Origin of the sequence: Paenibacillus sp. M2 (genome assembly GCF_046713495.1) — a bacterium.
Taxonomy (GTDB): domain Bacteria; phylum Bacillota; class Bacilli; order Paenibacillales; family Paenibacillaceae; genus Paenibacillus; species Paenibacillus amylolyticus_B.
The window spans coordinates 4,030,504-4,052,645 of the sequence record NZ_CP169648.1; the positions used below are offsets into that span (position 1 = coordinate 4,030,504).

Genomic DNA, 22,142 nt, shown 5'->3' on the forward strand with positions numbered 1-22,142 from the left:
CAACGAAATGGCACAAACGCCTTTTTTCTTTAACAAAAGTCTCGATTACGCTGTTTTATTTACATTTCACAAACATTGGTTTAAGGAAACCAAAGAGAGCATCCTCGCTCATGCTTCCGCATGGCTGGACACTCTCTTTTTGCAATACTGTTATTTTCTCCAGATTCTATCCGCTAATTACGATGTCGACTCAATGTCCACTACGGTTTCCGAAGCGGGGTTCCAGCGCCACTTGGCTTGTTTCCCGCTTGGGATATGCAATCCACCGATCCAGAATTCATCCTGCTTCAGCAGTGCCCAATCGACTTCTCCATTCAACACCTTAATTCCGAGTTCCGTTAGTGACAGGACTCCGTCACGGAATTTTTCATCATGCTGCTTGAAATTAGGGAAAGTGGTTGCACCGCTCATCTGAAGAAGGGCATGAGGTCCTTCTGTCATCCGCCTCAGATATGCCCAGTATTCAAGATCACCCATCCCGAGAATATGCAGCTTGTCCCCTACCTCGTGAAATAATGAATACGGATGCTCCCCACCTGCTCTAATGGTCTCTAGTGTTGTCTGCTCAATGAGCCCCAGACCGTTCGATACAGATGGCAGACGGGACAAATGTGCCTTAAAGGCAGCTTTCGCAAAGGGTAGCGCAGAAGTGTCTGCCTGCAAGTAATCCAGATGATGCCGGAAATCAGTCGATGTATAGGCTTCCCAGAACTGTGCACCGGCTTGTAACTCGTTTTTCTCAATCACATGCCAACTGCCGGACAGACGTTCCATCTGTGTGGAAGTAAGCTGTCCCAGTCCTCTAAAATGCTCAATCTCTGGATACGAGTCAATGCAGAGCAGATTCAATTTCGTATTCTGGAGTGCTTGTCCTCTGAAATAATGCAATAGGTAAGATAACATCGTCTGATCATAGAGATCGTATTCGAACCATAAGACAATTTCCTTGTATTGTTGAAACGAATGCAACTTGCGTTCAAGCTCCTCAATCTTCAAGTATTCCGTCTGTGGAATGCCCAACTGCTGCTCTAACACGGATGCCCGATTCTGCCGCTCCTTTGTACCTCCCATCTCTTTGGCTACCGGGCCGAACGTATACAACTCTCTCCATACCAGGATGTCTCCCTGAATCCCACTCTCTCTTAAACGATTGGCAGCGTGATCCCCATTCATAATGTGTAACAATCCTTTTCCCCCTTCATACAAGTCACTGAATACAGAGACCAGATCCCTTACAGGCATAGAACGCTTGAGTTTGGATCGGGCATCGAACAATCTTTTCTTTAATGCAGGTACCTTGACCCCGAGGAAATCCGATATTTCCTTGAGCGAGTATCCTTCCAAATAAAACAGTTCAACAGCAATCCGCATCGATGATGGCAGTATTGCAATGGAATTACGAAGCGTACGATGCATTTCATTTTGCACCGCTTGTTTTTCCGGATCATGCGCCTGATCCTCTTCATGGAATACATGCTCCAGCTCCTGAACTGGAATCATCGTATGCTGCTTGCGTCTTAGCCAGCGATAACACTGCCTCTCCACGATCACCTTGAACCACCCGGGAAAAGCCTCAGGAGCTTCCAGCTTGGACAGATTGCCAAAGGCTTCAGTAAACGCCTCCTGTACGACATCTTCAGCCCAAAATGTATCTCCTAAACGATTGTAGGCAACAGCAAGAGCCATCCCGCGATATTGAGACATCAGTTGTGTGTAAGCTTCGGTTTCGCCCTTCATCGCTCCTTCAATCCATGAATTCAATGCTATGGACTCCCTTCATATAAGCATGCTGCTTGTTCTATTCATGTATAAGTGCCATGTTATCGCCAAAAGGTTACGTATGACTCTAAACTATAGTAACCTTCGTATATATGTTTATGTAAAAAGCTGTCCTGTCTGCGGATTACCTCCACATTCAGGACAGCGAAGTAAATCATTATGTGTTAAACATGTCAATTATCATTCAAAATGATGCGGGCCAGTGATTATCTGCTTGGAGCTTGCGGGTAATTGCCTACCACTCCTGGATATTGATACAACAACGGCTCATCAAATGTAGCATAGTCAAAGTTGACCATCAACAGCATGATCCGTCTTCCAGTCTTCGGATCGCTGATAATAATATGGTCACGGCCCGCTGCTTCAATAATACCTTGGAATATGCGAGCATTCCATTCTTTGTTACCTTCGTATGTCATGTAGAATGTACCGAATTTACCAAGGTTCAAACGTAGAATATTCTCAATGTACGATTGCTCAAACTGTGGAGCCGTTGTCGTAACTACAGCACCCGTAGGTGTCATTGGACTTCCGCTGGATACGAGTGGCGGTACGCTAGTCGAGCTAGGGGATACCATCCCTGGTGTTGGCGACATGGAAGGCATTCCGTTACCGATTTTGTATGACGTACCTTGAACCTGAGAATTGGCTTGTTGACCCAACACAGAATTCGCTTGCTGACCCAGTGTTTGAGTCATTGGTTGATAAGGCTGATTAATCATAGTGATTCCTCCCAAAATTTAATATACTTCCGGACAATCGTCGCCTGTCGGACTGAAGAAACAATGTGCTTTGAAACGTCCTGTATTTTGCTGGTCATACCACGTTGGTGGGCAGTCGCCCACAGGTCGGAAAAACCACAATGAATTGCTCGCTGGCCAGATGCGCTCTCCATTGATCACCCGTTGTGCGAGACGAATCTCGGACTGTCTTGCCCGTTGGTAAAAGTACCCCTTCTGTGTTGACTCGTAGCCTCCTGGATTCTGGAATACCATACGATTGATATCGCGAATATCCTTAAAGTCCAGACAATCCGCCAACACCCGGTTCACACCTACATTGCCCACAAGCAACATACCCTGTTCGCCGTCACCTTCAGCCTCTGCCCTCATGAGCCTAGCCAGCAGCTTGACGTCCTCTGAGTTGGCTTTAATAACAGCCATAGTCTGTTTCCTCCCTTGTTTCAGCTGTTCATCACCGTACATCGTATTGTGCAGGAGCCCATTCGGTGACACGATTCCATCTTTTTTCCATAAAAAAAAGCCCGGAACCTCACCCAAGGTGAAGTTCCGAAGCAAGTTATTTCTTATAATACTCGCCTGTTTAAGGCTTGGCTTCAATCCAATAATCATAGGCATGTACAATATTGCCCTGGTAAGCCTGATGTTCGGCCAGCAGATCCGGAAGCTTGGCAAGCTGAAGTTCCATCTCCGCTGCCCCTTTCTCATAAAAAGAAATATGAGGACCTTCGTGGTTCTGCTTCATTTCTACCGAAATCATCAACCTTTTTCCCAGACGATCTGCAATCTCCATCTCCTGACTCACAACAGCAGCAATGCCATTGGACCCTTCGGCCTGATTACGGAATGCCATCATCGACACATGATCAAGTGTATCAATCATGAACTCTGTCACAGACATGTCTTTTCCCGGCAACGGGAAGGTATCCAGCCATACAGCAAGGTCTGCACTTGTTTCGAGATCACTGTCCTTCTTCGTTTCTTCCTGGAAAAATGTAATGTTGGCAGCCCATTCGGTCAGAAGGGTGTCCCGACTATTCTCCCACTCCGGCAAGGTGTAAGGCTCAATATCCAGATGGATGCCTTCAAATCGTTCATCCGGCTCGGATTCCGCATTATAGTTTTTCACATAATCAATCAAGCGCTTAATGCGTGGACGGTTCTCCTTCTTGCCCCAGATGGGGTGTCCACCCATCGCATGGATCTCGATGCCCTCTGCTTTTGCCCGTTTCACAAAACTGCGGTAACTGGAATAGGGTTGATCCAGATCTAACCGCACATACAACCAGTTAATATTCTGCTCTCTAGCAAACGCTAGTATGTGATCTCCCCCGTCATTCGTCACCTGAGAGGCCTCCCAGATATACGTTCCCCGAATGTCTGGCTGATTGGATGGAATCTCCGGTGATGGCAGTTCTGAAGGCTCCAGTTGTCCCCAGTATACGATGTCATGTACAGCAGAACCGACGTAAGATGTATGTTCACTGAATGCGGAGGCAACTTCTTCAATAACGCTTTCCAGCTGCGCTGCACCTTTACCGGCAAAAGTCGTGAATTCCTCGCCAGGCATTGGCTTGGTGTTCAACCCAACGGTGACGCTCACATTGCTGGCATCGGCCCAGTTCATTTCCTGTTCAATTAAACGTATAATACCATTGTTCCCTTGCGCGTTATCACGGTAAGCGAGTAAAGTGACATGTTCCACTCGTTCAATGAACCAACGTGACAATGGTTCGTTATCTGCATCCTCAGAGATTCTATTTCCTGTGACGGTATAGGAATCCAGCCAAAATGGCAGGTCAATATTCACTGCAATTGCGCCATCCTGTCTCACTTGCTCAAATAACAGATTCATATTGGCTACCCAGGATTGTACCAGTGGCTTGGCATCTTCTTTCCAGGCTGGTAACACATAGGGCTTGATATCCAGATGTATGGCATCAAATTGCTCGTTGGTCTCAGCAGCTTGATTGTAATCACTTACCCACGACGCTAATCTTAGCATGGGGCCTTCACGGCCACTGAGCGCCCAAGATGGATCGCCTCCCAGCGCTTCAACCGCAATACCCGCACGGCTTGCTTTGGCTATAAACGTCTGGTATACCTCCTTGGGCAGCGACATGTCTACATTCACGTACAGCCTGTTTATCTTATGTTTAGCTGCATTGGCCAACAGCTCATCTCCGTTGCTAACAGACTGTGCCTGCCATACCCAGGCCGCCCGTATATCTGCGCCGTCAGCTTCAGCAGGTGACTCATTCCCTATCATTATCATCCCTCCGATCAGCAATAACAGCCAAAATACCTTCCGGGATTGTTTCCCGAACATATACTCCCTCCATTCTTCTACTGTTGTAAAATCACATTTATTATAGCAACCGAGTTATTAAAAACAAATAAGCCCAAGTGCTTAACTTGGGCTTATTACTCTTAAGTTGGGACAGCTTAGGGCTCGCCCGGCTTAATCCCGGTTCTAGTCCTCATATATCATTTTTCGGGTCATGCCTCCATCAATAACGAGGTTGGTCCCTGTGACAAAGGTATTGCTTGGATCAGACAAATATAGACAAGCACGGGAGATATCCGAAGGAACACCCACACGACCGGAGGGATGCTGTTCATGATCCTCCTTTTTCAATTTCTCCACGTCACCTGTCTCAATCCATCCCGGACTGATACAATTGACCCGAATTTGGTCCTTGCCCAGTGAGACCGCCAGCGCATGTGTCAGAGCTACAATCGCCCCTTTGGATGCGGCATAAGCTTCGGTATCCGGCTCAGACATCAGCGCACGGGTAGAAGCCATGTTGATAATGGCACCCCCGTGTTCATTGCTTTTCATATGTTTGGCTGCTTCCCGACTCGCCAAAAAGCAACTTCTCACATTGGTATTGAGTACATCGTCCCATTCTTCCAGCGTCAGCTCATAGGGCGACTTCCACTTGGCGAGTCCCGCATTATTCACCAAAACATCAATTTGCTTGAATTCTTCCACGGTTGTACGAAAAAGATTCGTAATATCCTGCTCGCTCCGAACATCACATTGAACAAAGATGGCTTCTCCGCCTTCATTACGAATGGAAGCTGCGGCTGCCGCACCCTCGGCTTCCTTGTGATCGGCAAGTACAACTTTGGCTCCAGCGACCGCATAAGCCTCGGCCACACTTCGTCCTATCCCTTGAGCAGCACCGGTTACAACAACGACCTGATCTGTAAATGACATATTGTTTGCCTCCTCTATGGTAATGATCCTTCGATCATAATCTTATTAAGCCTCTTCTTATATAAAAACACGTTAGGCCCATTAAGAAACGCTTGTCCAGCAATTAATCAAAAAAAGCTCACGCCATCCTGGCGCAAGCTGCTCAGTTTAACCCCGTAGGCGTTCAGAATATACGCGATTATATCGCTCGAAGCCTACATAACGTGTTCCTTTGAACGAGAGCCGTCCTTCGTCCCCCTCAGCGCACAAACCATACTCTTCGCCATCGACTTTGAATTCAAGCCGATCTCCACTTTCTACTTCAAAGGTGACGTAGTATAACGTTCGTGCTGTACTGCCCGGTTCAGATTGCGACTGACTCATCTTCATCCGTCTGCTGGTGATTCGTGAAGGCACGGTCAACAGCGGCTCCGAGTTGTTGCGTCCCCACCTCCATACCTCTTTTCCCATCGACAGAAGGACTATACCTATAATCAGAACAAATACAACCGGAAAGACGGTTCCAAACAAATCAAACATCCAGGATGATTCAATGCCCATGTCTCTCCCTCCGTTCATACAACTTAGGACAGCCGGAGTCTTGACCCGTCTCCTGTAATGTATATGCACGTAAACAAGGAACTTGTTATCCAGATTGAAATCGAACGGTGTGAAGGGAAAAACCCTCCGACAGAATACCGAAGGGTTGTTTCATACGAAAATAAGTACCATTTCATTATCTAATACATTGCTTAACTAGCAGCCCTGTTTTACTTAAAGGTTGTTGCAAATCGATGATCCAACAATATAACCTGATTGACCTGTCCCTCTTTTGTCAGCATAAACGATGCACGATAGATAGCCAGATCATCTTTTTCAGCTTGCAGCCCTTTCTCATCCAGGAATGTTTCCTTCTGAATATGATAGGCATAATCGATATTACGTTCAGATTCGACTAAAACATGTTGCTTGCCATACAGTGACGTTTTCACCATTCCTCACAAAACAAAAAGAGTATCCGATATGTAGTTACTCCTGTACCATTATCCGCTCCAACTGAGATAACAGCCTCAGGTAAAACACTGCTATCTCAGTTCAAGCAAACCCATGTTACCGTTGTGGATGCATATTTAATAAAGTTGAGAAAAGTTTGCTAGCCTGTTAACGGACTCATGCTAATTGTGTGATCACAAGATGTGCGGATACAGGTCTAGTTCCGCCCGCAAGTGGCGTGATTGTTAATGCTGTAGCATTACCAGCCGGGTTCCGCACGGTCAGAATAGAATTAATCACGGTTGTTTGCACCAAAGCCATACCAACAATCTGAGACGTTCCCGTTGCTCGCCCAACTACAGTAGGAGCCAAGTCTGCCCCATTGAGAGTTAAGATTAATTGACCTGCTTCATTGATACTCACCTGGAATAAAATCTGATACGTACCAATAGCTGCTAGATTGAATGAACTAGGCCCCGTGCGGGCGATAGTTGTTCCACTTGTTGGCCCATCCTGAGGAAAGCTTACATCCGTACCGGGAGCAACCGTTGCTGCATTATCAGGTGGCATCAGTGCGAAAAAGTCAGCGAATCCCAGCACGCTTCCGGCTGCTCCTGTTGCACCTGTAGATCCTGTTGCCCCAGCGGGACCCGCTACTCCCGTTGCACCTGTCGGACCTACTGCTCCAGCAGGACCCACCGCTCCTGTTGCACCGGCTGGGCCTGCCGGGCCTACTGCTCCAGCAGGACCTACCGCTCCTGTCGCACCGGCTGGGCCTGCCGGACCTGCTGCTCCTGTCGCACCCGTCGGCCCAACTGCTCCAGCGGGGCCAGGAAAACCTTGAGGTCCAATCGCTCCGGCAGGGCCTGGATTACCTTGCGGACCTTGTGGCCCTACAGCCCCTGCTTCTCCCGGAATCCCCTGTGCTCCCATGGGTCCAGCAGGTCCGACCGGACCTTGAGAGCCTACCGCTCCAGCAGGACCAGGCTGTCCCTGAGGTCCTTGTGGTCCAGGTGGCCCCCCCGCTGGTCCTTGGGCTCCAGGCGGCCCTTCTGCCCCTTGTTTACCTGGAATACCCTGTACGCCCTGTACGCCTTGTATACCTTGTGGTCCTGTTGGGCCAACGACAGTAGGGGTAGATATGTTCACCTCTGGAGGCGGACATTTTACTTGAACGAACTTTTTAACGACTTTCAATCGGCGGTCTTTTCTTTTAACTTTACATGGATGTAATGTTGCCTTTTTTCTCTTCATACGTTTTTTCACTTCTGAATGACTCACCGTGTGGACACCTCCCTATGGACATAGTTTAACGTACGTATGTAGATGAATAGATGCGTGGACGAACAACCAATTTAATTAAAAAGCTTATCTGATTTATAAGAAAAACTATAAATTCGGTAGCAACTGCCCATACGTTTTATCTATATTTCATAACCATCGATTAAAGCGAGCTTGTTTACGTGAGGAGATTTGTTCACAGAAAAACTCATGCCAATTGGGCATGAGTTTCATGTTTTAACCATGCAGATTTTTCGAATAATGCCCATTCGTTCGTTCAAAGTAAATACCTTTCCCTTGAGCGGGACTTCTTAAGTCTGCTTCGGATGTACGACGATATATGAGTTTTGACAAAAGGGTAACCATGACCCCCATACCGTGTTGAGTTCACTTATGCTGATTTTTCGGTTGTAATACTCTTCATCACAATTAATCTTGTGATCTAACGATTCTGCCAAGTAAAAATGCGTTTCATCATAACCAACGACGGGAACAAAATGCAAATAACGTTGTTTGGCATGTACTCTAATAAATAAAATAACAGGCACCCCTTGGCTGATCTGTTTCTTCAACGTATTCACATTTCCACGTAAGTACATTGCCTGATATCCTAGTTTCCTGAAAAAAACAACAACTGCTTTGGGGTATACGGTTCCATCCAGTAATCTGCGAGGATAGGCTTCATAAAGCTTAGTTCCGTTGGACTCCAAACCGAAATGTCTCAAGACGAACGCACTGGAAAATGCAGCACATTCGTAGTTTTTCTGAATATCCAACCGATTTGAAGATTGAATGTAATATGTGCTTGGTACATTGACTGTGTACATGCGATCTTTCTTAGGAAAACTGAAATAAAGGGAGATCACCCAGAGAATAATCAACCAAAGTAATACATTGAGAAACAATTCGTGACCTCCTTCGTCTCATCAGACGATGTACTCTAACGTTTAAGTACGCCATTCACTAGACAGCAGACTATACGTCACAATATTCTCATAATGATCGTAGACCCATTGAGCTTCTCTGGATGTTCCCTCATTTGAAAATCCGATTTTCTCAGGTATAGCTCTGCTTTTTAAATTATTTTCTGCACATTGAATGATCACACGATTTAACTTCAACTCGTTAAAGAGATATTTAAGCAATCGCTCTATTGATTTGGTAATGATTCCTTTGCCCTGTGCTGACTCAGCTAAAAAATATCCAAGGCTCGTTGCTCTATTGTTCCAATCAATATAGTGCAACCCTAACATCCCGACCAATTGTCCATTGAAGCATATTCCGGAATCAAAACCGTTTCGCTCTTCATAATTACGTGTCCATAACTCTATTACAGAATCTAAATCTTTGGGCGATTGCCGTTTATCAACCCAGAGTAACCACGTTCTCAAGTACTTTCTATTTTCATCAATTAATGCATACAACTCATCTCGATCTTGAGATTTGATCAGCTTTAATACAATAGATTCATTTACTTGAAAAGGTAGCATCCTGTTCCTCCCACTCAATCTAACTATGAGTTATTTTAGGTTTCATTCCTCGCACCAGTTTTTTAGAACCCATTCTTTAATCTGTTCAGCTGTTTCCTCTGCTGTAAGTTCTGCCGTTTCGATTTTTTGCATTGGCGGGTCAAATGCAGTTTTCGAATTTTGGAGTAGCCAATTTGCAAAATTCTTGTGATCTTCGATCGAGTTTTCATCCCACCCACGAGCTCTTAAACGCGTCTCGCGAGTAACGTCGTCACAATGCAAATTCATATATAGAATTCGATCAAATCGATCTATGTAATCTGACGATGCAATGTTTTCCGGCACCATCGTTCCACATAAAACAGTCCCTCGTCCACTTAGGGATATGCTATACGCAATCCTCAACCAATTCTCTTTGGCAATCTGCCAATCCACATTATCGATGATATCCATATCAAAGACGTCAAATTCGGGAAGCTGCTTGCGAACAAACGAAGAGATCGTTGTTTTTCCTGTTCCACTTGCGCCTGTCACTATAAATAGCGGTAATTTTCTCATAACTAGCTCCTTTAGTTAAAATAAAATTTGATAGTCCGCTCTCCGATTCACTTCATTTAATCATCGTTTTCTTGCTTTAATAACAAAAGTTACAGGTAACATCTTCGCTCTTTTAAGGAGATTATCGCTATTATCAAGTAATTGCATGAGATCCTCATCGGATTCCTCGATCATTTGTTCAATGACAAATCCCGCTTTCGCCAATGCATTGATATAGGTTGATATTTGACGATCCGCTAAAGTTAGTTCACCCTGAACAAAATCAGGAGATACCGCATACCACGATTCATCAGAATATGGCTTATTAAAGATAAATCTATCATTTTCTTCAACGACACATCTATGAATTGGATGAGACCAACTGAAAATAAAAATGCCATCTTTCTTTAAATAAGAAGCGATTCGGCTGAAAGTACCTTGAAGATCAGTGGTCCAACCTATGGCGTAAATCGAATACACAGCGTCAAAATAATTCGTAGGAATACCACATTCCTCTTCCATAGGTGAACATATCAATGTTGCCGAAATACCGTGTGTACTCAAGTGTTGTTGTGTCTTTTCTATCTGTTTCTGGGATATATCCATACCCCACAGCTCACCAGCGTTGTGATCCCCATGATACTGCAAGGATTGGCCATCTCCACAGCCTACCTCTAACATCTTTAATCCTGAGACATCCCCAAATAGTTGGTGCTTTTCTTCTGATATGAATGCTCCATAATGTGGAAGCACGATTGCTCTCAAATAGTCATTCCCTCTTGTATCCCAATAGAAGCTGTTTGTTTCATAAACACTGTTCTTGTCCATCTGTTAACCTCCCTTTATACACTACATCCAGAACATCACTTGTTACCCTCGTTGAAATATGTAATCTCATTTCCGGAAACATTAAATATTATTCTTATCACTGAACTCGATGCAAAAAGGTTGCATCTCAGGGTTCAAGCAATACTCTATTCTTTCTCTGAAGTTTTTCCATTCGACTTTTAAAATCGCTTCTTCAATTGGAAAGAAACCAGAGTCTAAACTCTCAGATGATGTCGTTAATTCCCCGCCTATCGGTCTTGCTAGAAATAATGTGTTACATATTGAATTTTCGATATTTTGAAATATTCCACAAAACTTGATGATTTCAATGTCGATGCCAGATTCTTCTTTCGTCTCTCTAATTGCAGCTTGACTAAGAGATTCTCCTTCTTCTACTTGACCACCTGGCATTTCCCATCCTCTTCGCGGCCCTCTAATAAGTAATAATTCATTTTTGTCGTTTATCACGATTGCAGCGGCAGATAAGATGTGTTTTGGAGGGCTCATTTTTTCGACTCCTTCTAAAGAGATTGGATATGCATTTGAAGAACGTAATATAAAAACAAAAACACACTAAAAGAAGTTATATATCCCGTCTTCAAAATAATTGTACTCTTCATCCGTGACTCTTAACTTTCCATACCCCTTATAAAATATTTCTTTATCTCTTTCATTATCAAACGCATTAGGTTTTGGTCTAATGGCTAATGCTACATCATATCTTGGATCGCCATAAGCGGCACCTGCCCAGTCAATAACTCCAACAATATTGCAATCATTAACTAGCACATTATCTATAGTAAAATCTCCATGAATGAAAGTGTTCTCTATTGGTTTTGGTCTTGCTTCTTTCAACTGTTGAAGTAGTTCTGCTGATCCGTCTACAGCAAAATGATTTAGATTATATTCTGCTTTGTTAAGCATTGTATCTAACCAGGGACTGTCATTGTTCAATAATTCAATGGGACAAGAGCATTCATGTATTTTCTTTAAACAAAGCCCAAAGTTAAAAATCGCTTTTTCTTTACTTTGGAGGTCAGGCATCTTAGCGAGAAATTCTCTTAAACTTATTCCGTTAATATAATCCATCAGAAGCCATCTCGTTGTGTCCTCCGTATGAAATGAATATACCTTTGGAACAGGGAGTCCCGAATGATGAAGGTATTGAAGCACCTTATATTCATCGGATAACCATTCATTATATAGATCGTTTTCTGTCTTCTTGATGATGTACTTTTGGTCAAACGTATCCAGTATAGCTACAGTAGAAGTATGACCCTGCTTAGGAAAAGTGATTTTCTGGACTTCTCCTATATGTTCTTTTATTTCAATTGGGAGATCTTGAATGTTCATAGTTTTATCCTTTCTACTATCTCATGCTCTTTCTGATCATGTTCTCGTCGATAATTCCGCTCTAAAAGTACAAATCCCATCCCATAATAAAAGCAGCAAATAGGAAAGCCGACATGCCAGACATGATGTATACCGCCTTTTGCTTGTTACTGTAACTTCTCTTCAGCAGTTTGTAGAACATCAAGACAAGGTACGCCACAGCTAGAATTACATAAAGCAGGTTTAAAATGAGATGTATGCGTAACGAAGAATAAGGGGCAAAGCCTAAGGCGCGCATGAATAATAGGATCGTATTCAGAATGAATGCCAGACTGGCAATATTAATGGCAATATGATATTTATCAAATCCTGTGCCGGGTCTTTCCCAGTTTTTTAATTTGTATTTGGATAACCGAATAAAATAGCCAATTATAGCTCTCAAACTGAGCAGGATGGCTACTGCAAGAGCAATGAAAGATGCTTTGATCAAGTATATCGTTAAATTGGATATGGGCAAAAAGTCATTATAAGACATAGAAACCTTCTCAACAGTGCCATTACGCTCAACAGCATTTGCAAAATTACTAAGGTCAAATGTGGTATACTTCTGCAGACTTAACATCGAATATGCCTTCGTAAAACCGGAAACGACCCGTCGCGCAGGCAGATAATATCCTCCACTCTCAGATGTAACCGAATTTGTACTGAAGCTACTTCCAAACACCTTCTGGACAAGACCAACGCTATAAGCCATTTCATTTGACTGGTTTGTCATGACCACTAACCCAAATTTGACTTCGGGTCAATAACAAATTTACTTGTAAATCCCGCCGTACTTCCAGCGTGTTCAAGTGTAGGCACCCAGTACTCCACTTCAAAGAAGCCATGTGCAATTCGAGGATTAGAAGTTCCATCATAATATAGACTTGGTGACAGCATCTCGTCTAACGTTTCCTTGTTCGTAAATATTAAATTGCTATGATCCACCGGCATTAAGGCTGCGAGAAATTTAGCTGCATCCTCTGCTGTGCCAATGGCGGCCCCCGCAGGGTATAAGCTTATGTATGCTCTGTTCTTAGGGATGAGTTTCAGACTCGTGGTGTATCCTTGAATCTCATTTCTCTTTTTCAAGACGTTTAGATTATCATGCTGTGACGGGTGAATCGAAGTTTCTTTCATATTCAGCGGTTTAAATATATGTTCATTTACATATTTATAAAAGGGTTGTCCGCTTTGCACTTCAACGATGTAAGCAGCCATAGCCGTACCATAGTTCGAATAAGCAACGACACTCCCAGGTTTATCAATCTGCCTTGGCTCAAATTTTTGTAAAGCTTCACCTAACTCCACAATATCATTATCGGATGAATACCATAAATCGATCAATCTATCCTCCCACCCTGCGTTATGATGCATTAGGTTCATTAGGGTGATGGGAGCATCGTATTCAAGCTTCTTAAGAAACCCTTCCGGTAAATATTCCTGAATATCGGTATCCAAATCAAGCTTTCCCTGTTCTACAAGCTGCATAACACTCGTCCAGACCAATAGTTTAGAAGTTGAACCCCATTCAAATACAGTAGAGGTGTCTGCCTTTCTCTGTTGCTCAAGATCTGCGTATCCATAGGCCTTATTCACAATAGTCTCACCGTTCTTGATAGCTACAACCGAAACGGCAGCGGTGTTCTTCTGATTCGTAGCCATATATGAATCAATCGTTTCCTCTAGCGAAGACAACGCAATCCTGGAGGGCGTAGTCTCCACCTTCTCTACCTCAGCGTGCGCAGGTACCGCACATGTCATAATGATTAAAGCGAGTGACAGAAAACAAGTAACTGCTTTATTAACATAGTAATATTTTTGATTAATCTTCATTGGCTACCCCCTTATTATCTACTATAGTTTTCGTTCCTTTATCACATAAGTTGCAGGGAGCATCTTTGCTTTAGTGGCAAAATCATCATTTTGCCGTTGCATTAATTCATCATCAGATTCCTCAATCAATTGCTCAATGGCAAATCCAGCTTTCGCCAACGCATTCACATAGGTTGATAGTTTACGGTCCGATAGTGGTGGCTTAAATCAATTCCACATTTTGAGAAAATCACCTTAATTATTTATATAATAACCCGTGCTGCAATATTTGCGAAGTACATTTAAAAGCGCATACATTTCACTCCGAATCAAAAAGAACCCTCCCGTAAGAGCGTTCTCCGTGAATATAGGCTAAGCGTATATCAGATCCATCTTACTATCTTTTCGCTGACATACGTTTGTAGTTGTACAAGCTGATTTATTGCTTCCTATCTCAGTTTCTAATCCTCAACAATAAGTGGTTACTTATTAATCCAGCACCATAATTTATTTTAAAATATAAAAATCCCTGCTAACTTTTATCGTCAGCAGGGATTCTTATCTATTTTTAAGCTTCCACAGCTTCCGGTCTTTTCACTTGAAGAGGCGGAGGAATAAGCCAGCCTTTTTCTTTACTCATTTGGAGAATACGAAGGCCTAAAGCGGTTTTAGTAACGTGATATTTCGCAAATAAGGCTCCAATATCTTCTCTAATGGATTGGCCCATAACTTGACTACAAGCAACTAATCCCATCGAAGTATCAGACGCAATTTTTGCAGCTATCTCCGGATCTGTAAACCTTGCACCAACAGGAATGTCTTCCAGTTTTACTGGAGGTCTTTCTGGTAAAACTGGCGTTGGAGCAATTCCGTTATCAGTGAGGAGGGTGTCACACTCTTTAATCTCAAGTTTAGCTTGATCAATCAGTGCTTCCAAAGTTTTTTTCAAATCTTTATCTCCTGCATGATTAGAAAATGCTTGGTAAAAGGAAAGAGCACCCTTCGCGACCATTGAACATTGCCATACGCTGAAAATTTCACCATAATGCATAGGTTCATTTTTTGGATTACCACTTAATATTCCCATCATAACAGCTCCTTCATATTTTATTTCCCACCAGAACTATAGTTCCATGTTCCGGAGATACATATTCATAAGTAATAAAATACCTATTTTATAAGGAATGGTTTTGGGAAGCGATATATTTTTGTCTCTAGACAAACTAAGTATCAATAGAGGGAAAAGTTCATCCCTCTATTTGATTTAACTATCAGCAATCGTTTCTTTTCAATTTAATTACTAGCTGTAGCATCTAGATCATCACTGATTTTATGTAGATGTATGATTAACCAATGGTTGGTACTATATCATTTGCAGTTTCCCATTGTTTCCTCCAGAGATCTGCTTGTAAAGCGACATGAATGTAAGGCGGTACTCTTGTCCATTTACAGTTTTTTACTGTATATATCCATCTGCGGAGGCTACGGAAAGTCGGATAATTTTAAACTTCTGGGTATACTACAGCAAGTCAATTCAACAACGTTAAGGAGGAGGAGCTAATGAAAGAAGAATTGAATTACGGTACAGATTATAAGTTTGTCCCGGTAACTTCAGTGGGAAGTGGTGTAGGGACTGAAATATTTCCTGATTTATTTTGCTACACTATCCAAATTGTAAATATCTGTTTAGTGGGTAACCCGAAATCTGACGAGTTCGTTTTAGTAGATGCCGGAATGCCAAAGTCAGCAAATGAAATAATTTCTGTCATTGAGGAACGTTTCGGTGCAAACAGCCGGCCCAAAGCAGTAATTTTGACCCATGGACATTTTGATCATGTCGGAGGGGTGATCGAACTCGTAGAACACTGGGGAGTTCCGGTTTATGCACATCCGCTAGAGCTCCCCTTCCTCACAGGGGTAAAAAAATACCCGGAACCAGACCCTACGGTTGAAGGTGGTTTGGTAGCGAAGATGTCGCCATCCTTTCCCAATGAACCAATAAACCTTGGAAGTCATGTACAAACGTTACCCGCGAACGGAAGTGTACCCCATATGCCAGGATTTAGATGGATTCATACCCCAGGACATTCTCCAGGTCATGTTTCGTTGTTTAGGGAAAGTGACGGAGCGTTAATCGCAGGTGACGCCTTTGCTACTGTAAAACAAGAGTATATGTATAAAGTATTAAATCAGGAATTGGAGATAAGTGGACCCCCTCGCTATTTAACAACAGATTGGGAAGCTGCAAAGCAATCTGTTGTTAAACTTGAGAGTTTAAAGCCATTGATTGCTGTAACTGGTCATGGACTACCGATGTCTGGTGAATTACTAACAACAAGCCTGAGAAAACTGGTTAATGAATTTGACCGCATTGCCGTGCCGGATTATGGAAAGTATGTAAACTAATTTTTCTCTTTGAGCATTGTACTGTGAAGTGTTAAATATGAGTGCGCTGTGGAAATGTGATTTTTTTCAGTTGTTTTCAAAAAAAAAGAAAGCCCCCTGTTGGGGGCAAAACGTTGATATATCAGCTTTTTGTGATCAGTTTTGATTACTATGCGTACATCAAGTCCATATACCCGCGAGTTACATCTCCACCTTCAGCTGGTTCGGGTTGGTCTGCCTGTGCGTGTTCTGCCATGCAAGCCTTCACTGCATCCTCTGTTGTACAACGATTGGCATCGTCACATGTGTAGCATAATTGAAGCATGTATCTGGTTAATTCATCCGCCTGCGTGAATTGAGTTTGACCGTTGGTTCTCATCTTCATCACTCCTTCTCTTGTTGAGTTAAATATATCACCTTCTAGTGGATTTATTTGTGATTTATTTCACAAACTAAACAAAAAAAGAAAAGGAACCCTTAGACTCCTCTCCTTTCTCCTATCTATTCACATCGATAACACTCTACGTTTATAGTACTTTCCAATGTACACCGCCATCTACCGTTTGCAACAACAACGATCTTTTGGCATCTGTATTTTCAACCAATATCCAGCCAAGCTTGGGGTTAACCATCTGAATCTTCACAATTTCCGGATAATCTTCGAGAATTTTCTCCAGTACACTGCTTGCAGGAAGTGCACTCCACGTTTTGCCCGCATCCTTGGTGTGGTAGGTTATGCCCTTTTGCATCGCCCAACCTTCCGATGCGTTCAGAAATACTGGTGAAAGGTTACGATTCGGACCCGTTTGTTTGTTTAAAGTGAAATTGGACAGCTTCCAGCTCTTTCCACCATCGGTGGTAAAGAATCCATTAAATGTCGTGCTCTCCCCTTGAGAACAGGACATTGACATCCAGGCTGATTGCACTTCACGTCCAAAAAATTGTGGTGAACTAACACTGAAATTACCACACCCGTTAAATTTGTTTCGATCAAAGAAGGATGGTCCAGTATTCCAGTTCTCTCCGCCGTCTGATGTTACATACAACTTCGGTGTGCCGAACTCCAGCGCTGTTAAGAAACCATGTTTTGGATCCGAGAAAGTCATCCCCGTGGTGTATCCACGTTTGGAAATCTCTTCTGCTTCCTGTTTGCCATCTTCATCACTGGATGACATCCGATTCCAGGTAATTCCACCGTCCTCGGTAAAGTAAAGTTTCTTATCCTGTTTACCAATAGCGGTATCGACCGTGGTGAGAATCCATCCTTTTTCAGGAGATACAAATGAGATCGCAGTCACTTTATCCGTCTTGGACAGAGAGGACAGGCTCCAAGTTACGCCCCCATTGTTGGTGCGAAGCACCATGGTATCTGTTCCACCCATACCTTCACGAACAATCCAACCATGTGCACGATCTACAAAATAAATGCTTTGTCCATATTTAGGGTTAGCCGGAAACTGTACATTTTCCGAAGGTGAAATATTGGTCCAGGTCTTTCCCTGATCCTGAGTGTAGTACAGGCGCAGCGCATTCCGCGTCACACCCCACGCCAATCCCCCGTTGTCATTGAGCAACTGAAAATCGGTTAATCGGGTCTGTATCTGGTACTTGGCCATATCTGCAGATTCTGTACTGTTTATAGGGGGAACAACAGTTAATGTCTGCCCTGTATTCCCGGCGTCCTCTTGCTGCTGCGGAGGTTCTGCTACCGGAGGTTGATCTGAGTCGGTGCATGCAGCGAGTAAGGCTGCTATACCTATAGACAGCAATGCTGTCTGCGCGATTTTGATCCATTGCGAACGCAAGTGGGTTCCACCTCTCTCATCCAATATACAGGCGCGCATGCCTGTCCTATGGCGTTATATTTACGATTCATCAGAATCCACTGCTCCTATTCTAACACAAACCTTATGTAAAAGGCTCATTGCCTACTCTTGGTTGGCCCGTTCCCTTTTTCCAACTCATACTCTGGGCTATAGGTCGTACATTTATTACCATTAATTTCATCCTAAACTGTTTTTCGACGGAATAATTAGTAAAAAGACATGAAATGTGAACTATTTTATAGACAACACTCGCTTTATATTCTCTGATCCCTTAATATGGATGGGAGTATAACCCAAAAGGAGTGGATATGAACATGACAAATAGTGCAGCATTGAAACCAAGTCGTGTCGTGATTGTAGGCATGGGTGCGGTGGGAACAACAACGGGATACACGCTAATGTTGAGACAGCGTTCGTCCGAGTTGGTATTTGTGGATGTGAATCATGATAAAGCAACCGGCGAAATGCTGGATATGAACCACGGTCTTCCGTTTACGGGTGGCGTGAAAGTATGGGCTGGCGATTATTCCGACTGCAAAGATGCAGATATCATTATTATTACAGCCGGTGCTTCCCAGAAGCCGGGCGAAACCCGGATTGATCTGCTGAAGAAAAATGCAAGCATTTTCAAAGATATTATAGAGCGTATTACTGAAGTGAACTCTCATGGTATTTTGCTGATTGCAACCAATCCTGTAGATATTTTGTCCTATACTTCATGGAAACAAAGCGGATGGCCTGCTTCCCGTGTTATCGGTTCAGGTACATTGCTCGATAGCGCACGTTTCCGTTACCTGATTGGTAAGAACAAAGGGATCGACCCGCGTAGTATTCACGCACACATTATTGGTGAGCATGGAGATTCCGAAGTACCGGTATGGAGCCTGGCTAACGTTGCAGGAACAGATCTGGAATTGGATGAAGAAACACAGCGGGATATTTTTGACCGTACCAAAAATGCAGCGTATGAGATTATTAATGCCAAAGGAGCGACTTCCTATGCAATCGCCCTTGCTCTGGACCGCATTGTAGCTGCAATTCTCGGCAACGAAGGCTCCGTTCTGAACGTATCCACTTACCTTGAAGACTACAATGGTGTATCGGATGTTTATCTGGGTGTTCCATGTGTTGTCGATCGCAACGGTGTGCGCGAGATTCTGCCTCTTCCGCTGAATGAATCCGAGAAAGTGGCTTTCCAGGCATCTGCTAACAAATTAAAAGAACAGATCGCTGGATTGGAATAATCCTGCCACAAAACACGCAACCATTCATGGTGTGAACGATTTAGCATGTTAAACGTTGTGAATTAAGATATCCGCGCTAGCCAAAAGGACCATTTGTTCTTCCAGAGAGAAGAACAAATGGTTCTTTGGTTTGGCTTCTATTTATATGCCTATTTAGTTATCAGATAATTAGTTTACATAATATTAATTATGTTCAAATCTCCACCATCAAATCAATAACAAAAAAAGCCTGTCACTTGGACAGACTCCTTTTTGTGTTAAATATTAGCTATTCACTTCTAATATGACGGAAGTTTAACGTCCAGCAGAGCCATAGCCTCTTCTTTCTCCCTGCTGGTGACGTGTGTGTACACGGTTGTTGTTTGAATCGACGCGTGACCAAGCAGTTCCTGCACCGTACGCAAGTCGGCTCCACGCCGTAACATCATGGTCGCGAAGGAGTGACGCAGCTTATGACTGGAGTAGTTTTGACGTTGATTGGCTGGTGATTCCTGCTGGAAGCGTTCAAACGTTTCCGTAGATATGAGCTGGATACTGCGAATAGACAGTCTTTTCCCTTTTTGCGAGACAAATAACGCTTCCTCTTTTGGCCTCCAAGGATCGAGACGCTCAGCCATCGCTTGAGATAATACTTTTGCCACGGTCTCCGGTACAGGGAGCGAGCGCCATTTACGACCTTTACCAAATACATCCAATGTACGCCGCTCCGCATTATAGTCTTTGCAATCCAACGCATGCACTTCTCCGACCCGTAATCCCATATATCCCATCAGTAGAAAAACAGCCAGATTACGTGTGCGATACTTCCCATCTACCGACTCCAGAAAACGTGTCAAACCACTTTCATCAAGGAAAACGGGCGCGCGGTTTTTCTCGGTTTTGGATTTCTTAATCCCAAAAGCCGGATTATTCGTTAACAATTCGAGTTCAATGAGGGACTTGTAAAAACAGTTCACCGCCGCATGTTTGCGATTTCTCGTGGCATCGCTAACCCCACGCTCCCGCGCACGTGACAGAAAAGACAATACATGCAGCTTTTTGACCTGCTCCAGTGACTTTCCTTGAATGGAGACCAGGAATTCCACCACGTCACCCGTGTATGATTTTACCGTATGGCCTGTATATCCGGCGTCCTTCATCCATATGTGAAAAGCTTCTAGCTCGTCCGCATATTGCTCCTGAATCTCCTCGGTCATCATCTGTCTACGTCACCTCGATTCAGTTAAAATTGAATAAGATTATTTACACCGATACTACAATGACAGAACAACCTTCCAATCGCTGTTATCCCCAGATTTTTCTGATTCCCTTTTCTCAAGGGGACAATCCGTGTATAGCGTATGCTTCCGATGCAGCTTTCTTTCAGAAAGCTTTTAAACGAACGCTTCGCTTTTTCAGGTTCTTTCTGTCCTCTCCGTTTTCGTGTAAATGATTAGTTCAATTTATATATTTATTATAAAGTAGGGCTTCTACGCTTCATCCACAATGACAATGTCAATCAGCGGAATGATCGCTTCGGGTTTGCCTTGACTACGGGTAAGTACAAACGATGGCAATGGATTCTCGTGCAGGCCATTCACGGATTCACAGATCTGAGTATATAAATCCATGTGCAACGTCTCGCCTTCACCCGCCACATCAATGACAGGCCAATCGTTCTGAACGCAGGCAGGCCAGTAAGCTAGTTCATTCGCAGGTACGATACTTAATTGTTGAATGGACGGATCAATACGGTAGATTCCTTGCCGTTCAGGTTCATCACCCAGCTTGTCCACGGCAAGCATTCGAGCAGATGACTGGTCCGGTGCAGAATAGAGTGAATAACACCACGGCGTCACGCCCCATGCCATCGCAATTAGACCTTCTTCCAGCAACGTATCCGACAGTTCCCCTTCCGCAAATTGTTCAATCAGATTGTGGTTACCTGGTCCGATCAGTTCCTCTATACGTTGAGCAAGTCGAGGCAGGTCAGCGAGAATGAATCCTCCTCTGCCGTAGGAGTCAAACACATGGTGATTTCTGCTCCACACAGCTTGAGATGATGAATTCAAGGACGCTACTTCTGCCGGGAAAAGCGATATAAATACGGTAATCACCTGCGCGTACTTAACCATCGCAATCTGCTCAGGTTCAAGCGCGCCTTCAGCAATGCGAGGTGTTTTCATATGCAAGGAGATTCGAAGTTCGTATTCCCCTTCTGTAAATGCTGACCAACCCAGATTAACCTGCTGTTCTACACCTTCAATAGAAGCAATGGAGATCGTGCTATCCGGTTTCAGGTTAACAGCATACTGCATGTATGCCAGCTCCTGACCATAGATGATATTGGCATCCTGACGATTGACCGGTGAATCCAACGGTTGTGCAATGACAGATACCTTACGTCCATCCTTCAGAAGACGCTGCAGATCAATATCCAACTGTAAGGTTTGTGAATCCTCTAATTGTGAAACAATTAATTGCGCCTCTGCAAGTACGGATGAGTCAGCTAATGCAAATCCAAAAGTTGCATTTTGATGATCTGAATTCGTATGTAATGGTGTGTTCATGATACATCCCCTCTCTTATGTCTGATGGCATGTCACATCCCCCAATATATTTCATATTTGGCTCAGCCGCAACCCCGCCCCTGTGATTAAGTTGGTTACGTTCCTTATTACTTACCCATATAT

23 protein-coding genes and 1 pseudogene are annotated in these 22,142 nt (G+C 43.6%); 2 read left to right on the forward strand and 22 right to left on the reverse strand.

All coding sequences use genetic code 11. From position 1 onward, the window contains the following. Positions 1-177 precede the first annotated feature (177 nt). From ACETMN_RS18040 to ACETMN_RS18125, 18 genes and pseudogenes are all read right to left on the reverse strand, one after another. Positions 178-1,761, reverse strand: a complete 1,584-nt coding sequence (locus tag ACETMN_RS18040; protein WP_091019554.1) for a sigma-70 family RNA polymerase sigma factor — start codon at positions 1,759-1,761, stop codon at positions 178-180. Positions 1,762-1,985: 224 nt separating this feature from the next. Beyond that, on the reverse strand, positions 1,986-2,444 hold the full coding sequence (gerQ, locus tag ACETMN_RS18045) for a spore coat protein GerQ (RefSeq protein ID WP_373419893.1): 459 nt from the start codon (positions 2,442-2,444) through the stop codon (positions 1,986-1,988). A gap of 75 nt (positions 2,445-2,519) precedes the next feature. Next, on the reverse strand, positions 2,520-2,942 hold the full coding sequence (locus ACETMN_RS18050) for a cell wall hydrolase (RefSeq protein WP_091019611.1): 423 nt from the start codon (positions 2,940-2,942) through the stop codon (positions 2,520-2,522). Between the two features lie 160 nt (positions 2,943-3,102). Then, positions 3,103-4,788: a hypothetical protein gene (locus ACETMN_RS18055; RefSeq protein WP_143786570.1), complete on the reverse strand. Its 1,686-nt coding sequence runs from the start codon at positions 4,786-4,788 to the stop codon at positions 3,103-3,105. Positions 4,789-4,992: 204 nt separating this feature from the next. After that, positions 4,993-5,742, reverse strand: a complete 750-nt coding sequence (locus ACETMN_RS18060; RefSeq protein WP_076250310.1) for a glucose 1-dehydrogenase — start codon at positions 5,740-5,742, stop codon at positions 4,993-4,995. Between the two features lie 147 nt (positions 5,743-5,889). Beyond that, positions 5,890-6,282, reverse strand: coding sequence for a DUF2500 domain-containing protein (locus tag ACETMN_RS18065; RefSeq protein ID WP_091019559.1), 393 nt, complete (start codon positions 6,280-6,282; stop codon positions 5,890-5,892). 209 nt (positions 6,283-6,491) lie between these two features. Beyond that, positions 6,492-6,716 (reverse strand): hypothetical protein, encoded by a 225-nt coding sequence (locus ACETMN_RS18070; RefSeq protein WP_091019561.1) that lies wholly within the window; start codon positions 6,714-6,716, stop codon positions 6,492-6,494. A gap of 175 nt (positions 6,717-6,891) precedes the next feature. Further along, positions 6,892-7,995 carry a collagen-like protein gene (locus ACETMN_RS18075; protein WP_091019562.1) on the reverse strand — a complete coding sequence of 368 codons (1,104 nt, stop codon included), beginning with the start codon at positions 7,993-7,995 and terminating at the stop codon, positions 6,892-6,894. A 311-nt stretch (positions 7,996-8,306) separates the two neighbouring features. Then, a complete protein-coding gene (locus ACETMN_RS18080) occupies positions 8,307-8,876 on the reverse strand; it encodes a C39 family peptidase (RefSeq protein WP_411734857.1) in 570 nt (189 codons plus the stop codon). A 66-nt stretch (positions 8,877-8,942) separates the two neighbouring features. Continuing rightward, positions 8,943-9,485, reverse strand: a complete 543-nt coding sequence (locus tag ACETMN_RS18085) for a GNAT family N-acetyltransferase (protein WP_091019566.1) — start codon at positions 9,483-9,485, stop codon at positions 8,943-8,945. Positions 9,486-9,527: 42 nt separating this feature from the next. Beyond that, positions 9,528-10,022, reverse strand: coding sequence for an AAA family ATPase (locus ACETMN_RS18090; RefSeq protein WP_091019567.1), 495 nt, complete (start codon positions 10,020-10,022; stop codon positions 9,528-9,530). 60 nt (positions 10,023-10,082) lie between these two features. Then, on the reverse strand, positions 10,083-10,829 hold the full coding sequence (locus tag ACETMN_RS18095; protein ID WP_091019569.1) for a class I SAM-dependent methyltransferase: 747 nt from the start codon (positions 10,827-10,829) through the stop codon (positions 10,083-10,085). Between the two features lie 81 nt (positions 10,830-10,910). Beyond that, a complete protein-coding gene (locus tag ACETMN_RS18100) occupies positions 10,911-11,336 on the reverse strand; it encodes an NUDIX hydrolase (RefSeq protein ID WP_091019571.1) in 426 nt (141 codons plus the stop codon). A gap of 66 nt (positions 11,337-11,402) precedes the next feature. Next, complete coding sequence (locus ACETMN_RS18105; RefSeq protein WP_091019572.1) at positions 11,403-12,182, reverse strand: phosphotransferase; 780 nt, start codon at positions 12,180-12,182, stop codon at positions 11,403-11,405. 61 nt (positions 12,183-12,243) lie between these two features. Beyond that, the gene (locus ACETMN_RS18110; protein ID WP_091019574.1) at positions 12,244-12,936 is read right to left on the reverse strand and encodes a hypothetical protein; all 693 of its coding nucleotides are present in this window, start codon (positions 12,934-12,936) and stop codon (positions 12,244-12,246) included. A 5-nt stretch (positions 12,937-12,941) separates the two neighbouring features. Continuing rightward, the gene (locus tag ACETMN_RS18115) at positions 12,942-14,036 is read right to left on the reverse strand and encodes a serine hydrolase domain-containing protein (protein WP_091019575.1); all 1,095 of its coding nucleotides are present in this window, start codon (positions 14,034-14,036) and stop codon (positions 12,942-12,944) included. Positions 14,037-14,057: 21 nt separating this feature from the next. Further along, positions 14,058-14,231, reverse strand: a pseudogene (locus tag ACETMN_RS18120) (class I SAM-dependent methyltransferase); the annotation flags it as partial. Positions 14,232-14,583: 352 nt separating this feature from the next. Then, positions 14,584-15,102: a DUF3231 family protein gene (locus tag ACETMN_RS18125; RefSeq protein ID WP_091019577.1), complete on the reverse strand. Its 519-nt coding sequence runs from the start codon at positions 15,100-15,102 to the stop codon at positions 14,584-14,586. A gap of 473 nt (positions 15,103-15,575) precedes the next feature. Here ACETMN_RS18125 and ACETMN_RS18130 point away from each other — a divergent pair, with 473 nt between their 5' ends. Further along, complete coding sequence (locus ACETMN_RS18130) at positions 15,576-16,421, forward strand: MBL fold metallo-hydrolase (protein WP_091019578.1); 846 nt, start codon at positions 15,576-15,578, stop codon at positions 16,419-16,421. A gap of 148 nt (positions 16,422-16,569) precedes the next feature. On the opposite strand, the gene ACETMN_RS18135 is transcribed toward ACETMN_RS18130, so the two are convergent. After that, on the reverse strand, positions 16,570-16,779 hold the full coding sequence (locus ACETMN_RS18135; RefSeq protein ID WP_017688124.1) for a hypothetical protein: 210 nt from the start codon (positions 16,777-16,779) through the stop codon (positions 16,570-16,572). A 148-nt stretch (positions 16,780-16,927) separates the two neighbouring features. Beyond that, positions 16,928-18,205: a WD40/YVTN/BNR-like repeat-containing protein gene (locus tag ACETMN_RS18140; protein WP_179198638.1), complete on the reverse strand. Its 1,278-nt coding sequence runs from the start codon at positions 18,203-18,205 to the stop codon at positions 16,928-16,930. A gap of 335 nt (positions 18,206-18,540) precedes the next feature. Here ACETMN_RS18140 and ACETMN_RS18145 point away from each other — a divergent pair, with 335 nt between their 5' ends. Continuing rightward, the gene (locus ACETMN_RS18145) at positions 18,541-19,470 is read left to right on the forward strand and encodes an L-lactate dehydrogenase (RefSeq protein WP_091019581.1); all 930 of its coding nucleotides are present in this window, start codon (positions 18,541-18,543) and stop codon (positions 19,468-19,470) included. Between the two features lie 278 nt (positions 19,471-19,748). On the opposite strand, the gene ACETMN_RS18150 is transcribed toward ACETMN_RS18145, so the two are convergent. After that, complete coding sequence (locus ACETMN_RS18150) at positions 19,749-20,669, reverse strand: tyrosine-type recombinase/integrase (RefSeq protein WP_091019582.1); 921 nt, start codon at positions 20,667-20,669, stop codon at positions 19,749-19,751. A gap of 270 nt (positions 20,670-20,939) precedes the next feature. After that, positions 20,940-22,019 carry a hypothetical protein gene (locus tag ACETMN_RS18155; protein ID WP_091019584.1) on the reverse strand — a complete coding sequence of 360 codons (1,080 nt, stop codon included), beginning with the start codon at positions 22,017-22,019 and terminating at the stop codon, positions 20,940-20,942. Between the last annotated feature and the right edge of the window lie 123 nt (positions 22,020-22,142).